The sequence below is a fragment of the Synechococcus sp. UW179A genome, from assembly GCF_900473965.1.
GTDB lineage: Bacteria > Cyanobacteriota > Cyanobacteriia > PCC-6307 > Cyanobiaceae > Synechococcus_C.
This window is the reverse complement of record NZ_UCNJ01000025.1, coordinates 65,501-78,655: the sequence shown is the minus strand read 5'-3', so window position 1 is coordinate 78,655 and position 13,155 is coordinate 65,501. Positions and strand designations below refer to the sequence as shown.

Genomic DNA, 13,155 nt, shown 5'->3' with positions numbered 1-13,155 from the left:
CAGAGAAGCAAATGACATGAGGCAATAGGGACTTGGGAACGACGCTAAGCACCTGACACGGAATCAGCTTCTGATAATCGTCGGATCACTGGCCTAGGTTATGCCTCTTAACAGCACAAGCCAAAAGAGCTGTCCCTTCAACAGCATTGAAGGACTATCACATCAATCCAAACCATGAATTGCAACCAGCACTCAAAACTGGTGGTGATCAAACACCAAAAAGCATCAAAGCAAAGGCAGGAAGGCAGCTGTAAAACATAATTGCAGTGCTTGCACACGCAAGCTCAAAACAGGCCTTGAAAGCCCTGCTCATAGCGATCTAAAAACTTAAGCCTTTCTTTCAACCAAAAGCAGCTGAAACAGAGATGGTTAGTAGGTAAGCGCCATCCGTGCGATACAAACGTTTACCTTCAGACCAGCCATGACCACTCTCAACAGCCGGCTTCAGCTGGCCACGCTCAACCGCAAGAAAGGCCTTAACGCTCTTGAAAAGGGTTTCACCCTGGTGGAGCTGATGATCGTGATCGTGATCGTTGGCATCTTGTCGGCTGTTGCACTTCCCAATTTCCTCAATCAAACATCCAAGGCGAAAGGAACCGAATGCACCTCAAAAGGTGGAACCATAATGGGATTGGTTGCTGCGGATGCTTTGGACAGCACGGCAACAGGCACTGCCACCCTCACGGCTCTAGTTACAGAAGAAAATACGAACTCAGATTTATGTAAATTCACTTCTGGAGGCCTTAGTGGCAATGTTTATTCATTGACAGCTGAAGGGAAAGGAGATCTGTCAGGTGAATATAACGGTGCTTTCTGTGTGAATTACAAAACAGGCAAAAAAGGTCAGGCCACAACAAATACTGGCACAGCTCCTACAGCACCAACTTGCACATAATTAACTAGCCATCGGATGGTTGAAGGCGGTCACCCAAGGCCGCCTTTGATTCATGCCACACAAACAACTAGATGATTTCCAGACTAAGAAGTAGCAGTCGCGCTCGTAGATACTCAGCGATTGCTAACTCCTTGTGGGGTCGGAAGAATTTCGAGATTAAAGATCGACGTAGCTCAAACCATCACGATGCACATGGCGGAAGCTCAGACAAATTTGGGCTTAAGAAGTAAAGGCAAAGGAAAAGCCCGAATCCGCAACCGAGGATCGTCCCAAGCCATGAAGAAATTAGCTTCCAATTCAAATACGAAGAATCAAAAAGATTATCAAAATGGCTATGTATTGCCATTGGTGATTATTACCGGGATGATTCTTGTTGTGGGTGCAGCAATGATCTCTGCAAGAAGTTTTAGTGGCATGATTCGTTGGGGTCAACAAAAACACCGGGAAGAAGCCGTAGAAATAGCAGAAGCAGGTGTCGCCATTATTCTCAACAAACTCAATAACGACTACCCCTACTTGCTGGTTGAAGATTGCGATTTAGAAAACAATAACTGTTCAGAGTGGAACACTCAAACAGTCTCAGTAACTGGGGGACCTAGTTCTGCCTGTGTAGGGAGAGAGACAGATCCCTCGACAATACTGAGTTCCCTAAACCAGAATATTCAAACAGGGAAGGGGGCTTATCGTTTACAACGTTATAAATTTTTCAGTGACCCTAGCCAAGGGGGCTACGCCACAATTCAGGTTCAAGGGCAGCGTTTTCAAAAACCAAATGACCCTTCGCAAATCTCAGCATCAGCTGTTGTCGAGCAGGAAATTACAATTATCCCTAAATGGTGTTCTTATCCGCCTTATACAGGCATTTGGAATTTTGGTCTGGCAACAGACAGAGTGCAGCTGCAGCTGGGTGATGTGATTGGTGATAAAGCCGACGTACACTGTTCAACTTGTGGCCAACCACCAAAAAAGAAATGCACAGAATGGTCTGGCTCAGGACAAATCATCCGCAACTCAAATCAATGTAGCGATGTGGGAAGTGGAATTATCGATGGAAAGCGCTCCAGTGGCAGCATGGCACTACCAACTGCCCCTCAGTGGAATATTTCTAGTTGGGGTGACCCCACACCAATTAACATCGGCCCAGGCAACAATCCAGTGTTTACGCATGGGACCGTAGGCGGGCAACACCCTATCAGAGGGTGTATTACCACTAACAATAACGGAAGAAATATAACTCATTGCCGAATTGACAATATTAATTTATCTGGCAACTCAGCGATTAAGATACAGCCCGGAACTGGGGATATAAGATTTTATATTGAAGGACTTCAGGTTAATTTATCCGGCAATTCCATCATCAATGCGAGTGGAAAATTCGACCAATTTGCGATGTATGGTGGTGTTTCAACAACTGCGTGGAAAGCATACGGATGCAATGGCAAATCCATGAACATTTCAGGAGAAGGCACGATTTATGCCTTTCTGCACATGCCCTGCTTTAATATTAATCTCAGTGGTGGTACGCAAGCTCAGCCTCTGCAGATCACTGGGTCAGCGATCGCAAAGCAATGGAATGCAACAGGAGACTATGCGCGTCTGAATGTTCCCGCCGAGGCAGGCTTGAAAATTTGCAGCATCTACAATGTCTGCTCGAGCATGACGAGACCCGATGAATACTCAGGATTAGGCAGTTACGAAGTCAGGCTAATTGAGTAAAATAATGAAGAGATTAGTTATTACCCAGAATCAGACCGGTTTCAGCTTGGCGGAGCTTTTGATTACCCTAACGATTTTTGGAATCCTGAGTTCTATCGCTCTGGTCAACCTATCCTCCTCTTGGACAAAAAACCGATTATTAGCAACAACGAGAGATCTCGAAAATTGGATCAGCGGGCAGCGCCGTTACGCGATGACTCATAATCTCTCATGCCAAGTTTTAATCGACCAGGACAACAAACGCCTTGTCAGCACAATCAGTTCAAGCCGAGGCACAGACCCCTGCTCAGTAGATACAACACAAACCAGTGAAACTGTATTTGATCTCAATACCAATTTTGGTGCAGACAATCAGAGCCTGACCTTAACAACGAATCTCTCAGGCCAACCAGAAACCGATGCCGGCATTTGCTTCTCATTCAGGGGGTTTAGTGAAGAATTCATTGGCGAATGTGCCGATAATCAAACCCAGAATTCAAACGGAATGCTGGAAATTAAGCTAGCTCACAGTGATACCAATGAGGCAAGATGCATTCGAATTGTTTCACCAATTGGAATGATTCGCGACGGCAAATCCCAAGATTCCAGCTCGGAATGCAGATATGACACAGCTTACTAGGCTACTAAGCATGAATTCCAAAGCCAAGCAAAGCAATGGTTTCACTCTCATAGAATTATTAATTGCTTCTGCAATTGCGGCATTGGTTTCAACGGTGACTTGGAATATTTTAATTAGAATATCCCAAGGGGATGCTCGATTTGAATTTAGGCGGCGTCAACATGAAGCCTGGAAGCAAACAAGTGCTCTACTACAATCCGAAATCTCCAACAGTGAGTCCGTTGAAGGAAATAATTTATCAGCCACCAGCGTTCCCAATCAATGTCCACTCTTACAGCAACCTGATGCGCAGATCAAGCTGCGACTACAACTACGACATACATTGCCAAAAGTTCTCTATGGAGTCCGAAAGAAAAACATGTTGTCCAATAAAGATCAGTGGGTTGGCAACTCCGATAGCGGAGTATTAATCAGGTGCGGCCCAAAGATGAGGATCGCTGGCACTCGCAATGAAGTTTACTTACAAGGCAGTTATCAGGAAACTATAGTTTTAGACAATCTGGACCTATCGCAAAACGGTGGCCTAAGCATCCAGCAAAACACGAATGCCAGCAAGGCTGTGGAATTTGAATTAGCGATGGCGGGGATTCAAAATAGCAATCAAACAATCACAAGCAATACTCAAACAATCAGCAGCGGTGCGTCAGCACGAATTGAACGCGTCCCGCATCCACCCAGCGATCAGTCGGTCTGCAAGTCAATTTGTGTATCAAAGGATAATGATTGTGGCGGCAATGCCAAGACTCTTCTATTTTCAGACCCTCGTTTTTACATTACACCCGAGATCACAGGGCCCAAATACATCACGCAGACCATTTGCACCAACCGCTCCTTAAAAATTGGAGATGGTATGGAAGGAGTTACAGCAAACTATGTGATGGATGGAAACCCAACACCAGATCGACAATCCTCCACAGGAGTTCAATTGTTCGGGGGCCAGAGCAGAAACATTCTTCTTGGCACCCCAGCAGCTGACGAGCTCTATGGAGGTCCAATACATGATGGGTTAATCGGACGTGGCGGCGATGACACACTTATCGGTGATTGCACACCTGCTGGAGTATGTCCCGCCCTGAGGGACAACAACTACTCAGAAGATCCAGAAGGTGGGTACGACAGCTTCCTTCCCTGGTCTGATGTCGATCAAGAAACCAGTACCGTCAAGATTTACGGCGGCGGAGGTTTTGATCGTGTTTATCTTAAGGATTACCAATCAACTTATATCCTCAGTACAGCCTGCAACAGCTCTAGTTGCACAGTCACCACAAGTAGGGGTGGTGAACTGATTCTCAACAATGTGGAGCAGTTGGTCTTCAAAGCAAGCAACCGCAACCTGTAGTGATGACATTGCATCTCATGTCGAAACAGCAACGAAAGCCCCTGACAGATTCAGGATTCACTCTGGTAGAAATTTTAGTTGCTTTTTCAATCTTAATCATCGTGCTGATGAGCGTGCTCCAATCACGATTGGATAGCGTACGTCTTTCTGAAAAAACTGGAAAATTAAACCAGATTCAAGATGGTATTCGAGCAGATCTGGCTCGGATCCGTGAACAAGCACTCTCTTGGAAATGTACACAGGGTGAATGCTTAGGGGGAGTCAACAACCTTTACGAGCCATCTCGCTACAGCACATCTCATTGTTCAAAAGCTAATCCGTTGGACGATTTTCCAGTTAAAAGTGGTGCACTCGACAGCACCCAAGATACTATTCAGATCATGCGCAATGTCAGTATCAATGAGAAAAAACTGAACATCAACTACACCAGCACTGTTGACAACAAGACTGTTAGCTCAAGCGCTTCAATTATTCCTCAGGCAATGAACTGGTGCTCATGACCCATGCCGCACGCTGCGTTCATTGAATTTAATTGGCCTGATTCAGCTTCAAAACCGCCATAAACGCCTCCTGGGGCACATCCACCTTGCCCATGGCTTTCATCCGCTTCTTACCTTTGGCCTGTTTCTTCAGCAGTTTCTTTTTGCGTGAGATGTCACCGCCGTAGCACTTGGCCAGCACGTCTTTGCGCATGGCACTGATGCTGGTGGAAGCAATGATGCGACTACCGATCGAGGCCTGCAGGGGAATCTTGAACTGCTGACGGGGAATCAGCTCCTTGAGCTTTTCCACCAAACCTTTACCCACGTTGTAAGCCTTATCACGGTGCACGATCGTGGTGAGTGGATCAGCCCGTTCACCATTGATCAACACATCCAGTCGCACCAGTTCGTTTTTGCGATAACCGATCAGGTGATATTCCATCGAGGCATAGCCCTGGGTGCGCGTCTTCATCTGATCGAAGAAGTCGGTCACCACTTCGGCCAGCGGTAGTTCATAGATCAGCGTTACCCGGTCGGTGGTGATGTACTTCATATCGATGTACTCACCTCGGCGCTCCTGGCAGAGGCCCATCAACGCACCGTTGTAGTCGTTGGGCGCATAGATCTCCATGCGCACGTAGGGCTCTTCGATGGATTCGCGCTTCTGCGGGTCGGGCAGTGTGGCGGGGTTATCCACCATCTCTTCACTGCCATCAATCATGTTCACCTGATAGATCACCGACGGTGCAGTAACGATCAGATCAAGGTCGTATTCGCGCTCCAGGCGTTCCTGCACAATTTCCATGTGCAGCAAACCAAGGAAGCCGCAGCGGAAACCGAAACCCATGGCGCTGCTGGTTTCAGGCTCAAACTTGAGTGCAGCATCAGAGAGCTGCAACTTATCGAGCGCTTCGCGTAGATCGGGATACTGATCCGCTTCCGTAGGGAACAGGCCACAGAACACCATCGGCTTGGCCTCGGTGTAACCGGGAAGCGGCTCATCAGCCGGAGCATTGAGCAAGGTAATGGTGTCACCCACACGGGCATCGGCCACAGCCTTGATCGATGCAGCCAGATAGCCAACTTCACCGGCATGCAGCTCATCAACCTTGCGCTGGTCAGGGGCCATCACGCCCACTTCATCGAGCTCATAGATCTTCTTGCTTTCCATCAGCAAGACCTTGTCCTTGCAATTGATCCGGCCGCTCATCACCCGGAAATACACAATCACCCCCCGATAGGGGTCGTAATAGGAGTCAAAGATCAGCGCCTTGGTGGGCTCAGCCACCGCATCAGCAGGCGGCGGAACCTTATCCACCACTTCCTGAAGAATCTCAGGCACACCAAGGCCGGTCTTGGCTGAACAGGGGATCGCATTGCTGCAATCCAGGCCGATGATCGCTTCAATCTCTTCCTTGATGCGATCCGGATCCGCCCCCGGCAGATCGATCTTGTTCAGCACCGGAATGATCTCCAGATCGTTTTCCAGGGCCAGATACACGTTGGCCAGCGTCTGGGCTTCCACGCCCTGGCTGGCATCCACCACCAGCAGAGCTCCCTCACAGGCCTGCAGGCTGCGGCTCACCTCATAGGAGAAGTCCACATGGCCTGGAGTATCGATCAGGTTGAGGGTATAGGTCTCACCATCAGCGGCGGTGTAGTTCATGCGCGCCGCCTGAAGCTTGATCGTGATGCCACGCTCACGCTCGAGATCCATGTTGTCCAGGAACTGCTCCTGCATGTCCCGGTTGGCCACCGTGCCCGTGTCCTGCAGCAAACGGTCAGCCAGCGTCGACTTGCCGTGGTCGATATGGGCAATGATGCAGAAATTGCGGATCCGTGAGACGGGGGCGTCGGTCATGCGGTTGGCGGTCTCCCGTCTAGGGCTGATCAATGCGTTTTTTAATCCTAGGGAGCAGCCATCAGCCCCAAGAGCCTCTCAATGGCGATTTGAAGCTGGCGCCTGGTCAGCGGTCTTCAATTCACAAGCAGCGCCACTAACTCATCCATACACTCACTGGCCAGACGATCAAACGGTGGTCAACAGCTGAGCATCAGCTAAGCCGTCCAAGACGGCATCTCATCAACAACTGGAGCACATTGGTGAATCGAAGCAGTGTCGCATCGCACCGACTAACCACAGCCATGAAGCTTCTTGGTGATGCTGCAGAGAGCAGGGGCTGAGCCCAAAAACCAGCTTCAGAAACAAAGCAGTCTCAAAACCCTCCATTTGGAGGATGGCAGAAATCCGATTGCCAGAGCTGAATTACATAGCTCTCGAACCAACACCTTGGCTAAGCGGCGAAACCTCAAGATTTGCTTGAAACAGAAGACTCAGTCACATCTGGTCACAAAGCTCTTAAGAAGATCTCATTCAGTTTTCAGCCAAATAGTCTGCAGAAATTAAAATTTGTGATAACGCATCAAGGCTTGGCAGGAGACATGTCAACGATTGGTTGTCGTAGCTGCAAACCGCCAACCATCACCAGCAAGGCATTCCACTCACATCCCGAGAGCCATGACAACGATCCAAGTTCAGCTCCTCCGCACACTGGCTGCACGCTCAAGCAGGTCCAAATCCGTCATCAACGATGGCTTCACCCTGACTGAACTTCTGACGGTGGTGATGATTGCCGGGATTCTCAGCGTCGTTGCGCTGCCCCAATTCATGAATCAAACCAAAAAAGCAGCGGCCACTGAAGGAACACAGCAAGCATCAGCAATTGTCAAGCAAGCCAGCATTTACTACCTGGAGAATGGCACAATTTCAAGTGGCACTGATCACTCAAACTGCAAAGACTACGCAGGATTAATTAACACTGCTAACACAAACTTCACATACGAATGCGACGGAACAAAGGACACTTTTGTTGTGATCGCCAAAGGCAAGTCTGGCCATAACAAGACAGATGGGGTCGTAGTCAAAATGGCTGCAGATCTTACCGACGGAACGGTCAAAAAGCCGATCGTTTCAGGCATTTAAGCCGAGAACAATGGCCATCAGTTCTTCCCAACCTGACTAGTGATGTCACTCAAGAATAAAAACTTAAATGGCTTTTCAATGGTTGAGTTGCTGGCAACTGTCTCGATTATTGGAATCTTAGGAGCCGTGGCTTTGCCCCAGTATTTTTCTCAAGTTCAGAAAACACGCCAGAACGAAACGGCCGCAAGCTTGTCGCAACTGCAGGTCACAATTGCGGCATTTGTTGATGAGATGGGCTTACTCCCTGAAAGCTGGGCAGATCTCAACAAAATCACCCCGCTAATGACCCCAAGTGGGCCCGCAAGCCAAGAAGATTTTGAATGGATCACCCTGGCGAGCGCTAGCTGCGGCAAAAAAGCAAAAAGCGAGTCCAACGACGAGACAAATTGCTATGAGGCGAACATCAAAGAAAATGATCAGCTCTACACCCTAGAAGCACGTTCGAAGAATCCAGATGCCGGGACCTACAACGTTGTGGCCTGTCTTGATCTACGCAATGGATCTAGCGATTTAAGAAAAGGAACCCACAACGCAGTTGCCTCCATCGACAACTTGCGATGCATGAGGAATGATCAATGACACGATCATTGCCCAGCATCAGAACAAGGCACCATGATCGATCAAGGATCGAGAGAAGAAGCTGCGAAGACGGACTCGCCTTAATCTCAACATTAATGCTGGGGGTGATCATTACGGCAGGAGTCAGCAGTCTGCTAGCCAGGCAGTTAATGTCACGCCGACTAAGCGCCAAAGAAAGCTATCAGCAACTGGCTGAAGCAGCCGCTAACAATGGATTGAATCGTATTCTTGGCGAACTCAACAATCCAAATCCAGATCAAAACAGAGGATTTCTGTTCACGCTTGATAACCGCGAAAACCTCAACGAAGCCAATAACGGATTCCACTGGGAGCGCTTGAATAGCAATCAATCACCCCACTTTTCAGAAGTCTGCCTGGATACATCCATCGGTCTACCCAAACAGGGTCAGGGTCAATCCGGTGAATCCTGGCCAACAACGGAAGTTGCACTCGAAGGCGCAGATGATCCATCACTGCGTGAGGATGGAATTTCCAAAATAGAAACGTTTTATCGACTGAGAGGATATAGCAGTCCGGGCACATCAGGAAGCACAGACAATGGTGAAGCGAAATTCATCATCGAAGGGATTGTGCGTCGCAAAGATGCACCTCCTGGTTCCTATCTCGCACGGAGTCGCCTGGAACGATCGCTCTATATTCAATCCTGGGTTGATGTGAACCGATCAAATGATTGGGCCATTTTGGCTGCCCATCATATGGAACTGGGCCCAATTGAGCTGGACAGCCCTGGGCAAATTCTCTGGCATATATCAGAGGACAAAGCTAGAGCAATTGCGAGCCAATGCAATCAATCAGCAATTGTCAAACAGATGAAAGGCATCGATAGCTACACCGCAAATTTGGCATCTCGTGTCTGGCCGGTGATGAATCAAAAGCAACCCGCTGCCGGCCTTTTCAAAATAAACGGATCAAAAGATAACTACCCGGGAGAGCCATCCACCACTCGTGTCTGGAGAGTTGATGATGATCAGTACAATCCTTCTGGACGCTGCTGGTGGCGTGTACTTTGCCAGCGTAAAAGTCAGTCGGGGGCCTACAGCACACCCGTCAACATTGACAGCAGACGACGCTGGCGTCGTGTAAACGGCCAATGGCAGACAACCGCAACAATTCGATTGCGAGAAAAAGACATCTGTACAGGAAAGAGCGGTGATTGTCATGTCTACTTTGATCGAATCAATCTCAGTCGTTCACGACTACTGATTGAAAACAGCACGAGGCCTGTGGTTCTTCATCTGCTTGGACCTCAGCAAGGACAGTTCAGTGGCACCAACAGCGAGAATGCTTCCATCACTCTGGGGCGGCGGGCACTGATCTGCGGGGTCAACACCAACTCCAACACCTGCAATCAGCAACCTGAACGACTGGTGATCATGACGGACGCACCCCAAGATCCTGCGCAATGTGCAGATCAAAACAACAGAATCAATCTGGCCGGCAGCAGTCTCCCAGCAGCATGGATTCTGATGCGACAAGGAACCGTGGCATTGCAAGAAGATGCACAGCTTCAGGGAGTGATCTGGAGCCACAGCTACTGCTCCAATGGTCATCGTCTCAGCCTAAATGCACAAACGAATGGAGCCGGATCCGCATCGCTGGTGAAGCAGGCATCCACTGTTTGGGACTGGGCCAAAAAGGGGTTCTCGGGATATGGGCGCCGAATCACCCGTGGAATCAGAGGAACGGGCCTTGATCAATTCCAGCGGTTCTGATCATGGCCAAGAACTCGCTGATGCAACAGTTATCTCGACTCCCTGTCAGTGCCCGTGATGGTTTCACGATGGTGGAGGTGCTGATCGCTGGAGTGATTATGCTGATTGTGATGGTTGGAACAGCGCGGATCTCAATCCAATCGATCACCAGTGGCAGACATCGCATCGAACGAGACAAAATCGAAGCCGCCATACACAACAATATTCAATTAATTCAACAGGCTGATTCAAAGCTCACTCTGGAATCCATGCCCAGCCAAGACCAAAGAGCAGCCTGCCTCAATCCAGCTGCTTACCTTAAACAGCAGCTATCAAAAAAAGGTGGGTCAATCGCTGTTCCTGAACCAGAGATATCAGGGGTGAGCAAGAACAACCTGATCGAACGATCAATCACCGTCGGAGAACATCCAGGCATCACCGTTATCAGCTATCAATTTTCAGCACCAGAGTATTCGATCGAGAACGAACGAAGAACAATCGAACTCAATCCAAATTTCCAAACGCGATGCATTTTAGAAGAATGAAGAAGAATCAATTCCCACCGACACAAGGATTCAGCCTTCTGGAAGTGCTCATCGCAGCAGTGATCGTGACGTTGGCTGCATCATGGGCAATCCCTCAATATCGACGTCAACTGGCACTGAATCAACTGGATCAATACACACAAAAAATCGAATCCGGATTATTCAGCTTGCGAGCTCGCCAGTCTACAGAAGGGACAAGCTGCGAAATAAAATTTGCAGCCAATTATGTTGGCACTGACAATATCAACGGCGACTTTGGTTCAGTTGAAAATATTGTTGAACTTGGCCATCTATCAAAAGAAGATCGTGCTCAAAGGCTTCAATGCTGCGATACGAAGCAATGCGAATGGAATCCTCCGTATCGTTTAATCGACTTGGAACAAACAGCAATTTCAAAAAATGTAGAGATCAAAGTTTCCCAATCGACATACTCCCTCTCTCCTCCGGGCACAAGCACGGATGGGAATGCTTTGGTCATGCTAGTTCGCTCAACCAGCTGGGACCAAGATCCACAACGACCTCTTCCGATTCGCTGCATCAAGTTCTCAACTTCCGGTCACCTGCACAGCGGAACATGGGAGGACACGCGATGTCGACGCCGATGAAATCAATGAGAAGCCAATTCACTCCCTAACACTCACCGATCAGCCGCCTTTTTATCAATGAATCCCCTAACCATCAAGTCCATGACCCAAATCAAACAACGCATGGCCTCCCGTGAGCAGCGTGGCTTTGGTATTCCGGAAACATTAATTGCGGCCAGTGCAGGAGTTGCACTGATCGGGGCATCAACATTGGCCCTACGAAGCACTGGAAGCCTGATCGACAAGATGGATCTCAAGGCAGGTTTACAACAAAACACCATCAGCGGAAAACGCATGATGCGTTCAGAAATCGAGCGGGGTTTACACCTGTTGATCAAAACCAAACAAAAGCCAAACGATCAACTTGCTCATACAGATCTCAATCACGACGACTATCAAGCCTCCCTCAGCCAATGCCAATCATTGGCACAACAAACAGGACAGGTATTCAATCCAGTGTTTGGCGTCAAGATGGCTGAACTGAACAATCCTGTGTATTACGGCTTATCGCTCAGCAGCGCTGGCAAGGGTTATGCGTTAAAGCGTTGTGGGGCCTCAATGCAACTCGATGGCCGATACAACGAAACTGAGCAACAATCGCTCGCCATGGTGATTGATGATATTGGTGTGATTCGATGCGATTCAGATCAGCCCGAGTGCATCATTGATCCCCGCAAGGAAACAACCCCCCTCAGTGAGCTGGCAGCCAACACTGATTTCGTCTTTAACGAAGACAAGACCCCTGAGCGGTCTTCACGAGAACCAGCCATTCGCCTGATAACAGACGAAAACAGAAAGCTGATCCGTTTCATCGACCCGACCACAGACAAAGACAACATTCAAACTAGCTTCCTCAAAATTGAAGCCGTCAACAAAGAGATCACAACACACCCGTTCTATTTCGTTGCCTACTCCCGTGCCGATAAGCGCCTTGACAAAGGGCCGGAAGACGGCGAAGTGCTGGATGGTCTCTTCTTCCGAAATGTCAGCAGCAAGCGCATGCGTTTTCTTGTGGATGGCTCTGGGTCGATGAGTGCATGCATCTTGTGGGGAAGTGGGTTCGGGAACTGGAAGATCTTCTGGAGTGGTAGTAATTACTTCTGGAGCCGGAGAAGTTGTGCACTCACGCGCATGGAGTCGCTCCAGCACGAGTTGATTTCACTGCTCCAAGAGCTTCCCAACGACACACAGATCAGCCTGCGCTCTTTCAGCTCACCTGGTTATCAAAACCACCGCATTTGGCAAAACTCAGCCAAATCACTCGTCAACATCGGAGCTGAAGGAACGCGCGATTCAGCGATTGCCTTTGTTAACACCTTGGATGACGGTTACCCCTACCGCTGGGGTGGAACCGATCCCTGGGAGGGTCTGAATGAAGCCTTCGCCGATAGCAACACCGACACGCTTTACTTCCTCTCCGATGGCGAACCCAATTACGACCGCAATCGCGGGCGATGGACGACAGATGATCATGCATCAACCTCTGGTCACTATGCAGGTCTGAACAACAACAGGGAGATAGCACTCAAAGTGAACACAATTGCACTGGGCTTGCAATCCAACTGGATGCAATCCCTTGCAGGAAAAACAACCGGTGACTACCTACACATTGACAAAAAATATGTGCTGAGCTCGACACAAAACTGACACAAAGCCTCCTCAAGACTCGAACCAAACATTTCAATACCGCTTGTTTTTGAC

Annotated in this window: 12 protein-coding genes; 11 read left to right on the top strand and 1 reads right to left on the bottom strand. The window is 48.8% G+C overall.

The features are described from left to right. Positions 1–514 precede the first annotated feature (514 nt). The 5 genes from DXY31_RS17850 (at position 515) to DXY31_RS12055 (ending at position 5,069) form a co-directional block, all read left to right on the top strand. Positions 515–895, top strand: a complete 381-nt coding sequence (locus DXY31_RS17850; RefSeq protein WP_371639402.1) for a type IV pilin protein — start codon at positions 515–517, stop codon at positions 893–895. A 192-nt stretch (positions 896–1,087) separates the two neighbouring features. Next, the gene (locus DXY31_RS12070; RefSeq protein ID WP_137024976.1) at positions 1,088–2,611 is read left to right on the top strand and encodes a hypothetical protein; all 1,524 of its coding nucleotides are present in this window, start codon (positions 1,088–1,090) and stop codon (positions 2,609–2,611) included. 4 nt (positions 2,612–2,615) lie between these two features. Next, entirely contained in the window at positions 2,616–3,230 is a 615-nt protein-coding gene (locus tag DXY31_RS12065) for a Tfp pilus assembly protein FimT/FimU (protein WP_114994008.1), read from the top strand. A 10-nt stretch (positions 3,231–3,240) separates the two neighbouring features. After that, positions 3,241–4,569, top strand: coding sequence for a type II secretion system protein J (locus DXY31_RS12060; protein ID WP_170953685.1), 1,329 nt, complete (start codon positions 3,241–3,243; stop codon positions 4,567–4,569). Between the two features lie 17 nt (positions 4,570–4,586). After that, positions 4,587–5,069 (top strand): type II secretion system protein, encoded by a 483-nt coding sequence (locus DXY31_RS12055; RefSeq protein ID WP_170953684.1) that lies wholly within the window; start codon positions 4,587–4,589, stop codon positions 5,067–5,069. Between the two features lie 28 nt (positions 5,070–5,097). Here the strand turns inward: DXY31_RS12055 and lepA are convergent, their stop codons facing one another. Beyond that, on the bottom strand, positions 5,098–6,912 hold the full coding sequence (lepA, locus tag DXY31_RS12050; RefSeq protein WP_114994005.1) for a translation elongation factor 4: 1,815 nt from the start codon (positions 6,910–6,912) through the stop codon (positions 5,098–5,100). 657 nt (positions 6,913–7,569) lie between these two features. On the opposite strand from lepA, the gene DXY31_RS12045 reads away from it, so the two are divergent. From DXY31_RS12045 to DXY31_RS12020, 6 genes are all read left to right on the top strand, one after another. Further along, entirely contained in the window at positions 7,570–8,034 is a 465-nt protein-coding gene (locus DXY31_RS12045) for a type IV pilin protein (RefSeq protein WP_114994004.1), read from the top strand. A gap of 42 nt (positions 8,035–8,076) precedes the next feature. Beyond that, positions 8,077–8,613, top strand: coding sequence for a type IV pilin protein (locus DXY31_RS12040; RefSeq protein ID WP_114994003.1), 537 nt, complete (start codon positions 8,077–8,079; stop codon positions 8,611–8,613). 215 nt (positions 8,614–8,828) lie between these two features. Continuing rightward, positions 8,829–10,346 (top strand): hypothetical protein, encoded by a 1,518-nt coding sequence (locus DXY31_RS12035; protein ID WP_137024975.1) that lies wholly within the window; start codon positions 8,829–8,831, stop codon positions 10,344–10,346. Between the two features lie 2 nt (positions 10,347–10,348). Continuing rightward, positions 10,349–10,870 (top strand): prepilin-type N-terminal cleavage/methylation domain-containing protein, encoded by a 522-nt coding sequence (locus DXY31_RS12030; RefSeq protein WP_114994001.1) that lies wholly within the window; start codon positions 10,349–10,351, stop codon positions 10,868–10,870. Continuing rightward, positions 10,867–11,475 carry a type IV pilin protein gene (locus DXY31_RS12025; protein WP_170953682.1) on the top strand — a complete coding sequence of 203 codons (609 nt, stop codon included), beginning with the start codon at positions 10,867–10,869 and terminating at the stop codon, positions 11,473–11,475. Before DXY31_RS12030 ends, DXY31_RS12025 begins: the two co-directional genes overlap by 4 nt. A gap of 81 nt (positions 11,476–11,556) precedes the next feature. Further along, positions 11,557–13,101: a vWA domain-containing protein gene (locus tag DXY31_RS12020; RefSeq protein ID WP_244279746.1), complete on the top strand. Its 1,545-nt coding sequence runs from the start codon at positions 11,557–11,559 to the stop codon at positions 13,099–13,101. The last annotated feature ends 54 nt before the right edge of the window (positions 13,102–13,155 follow it).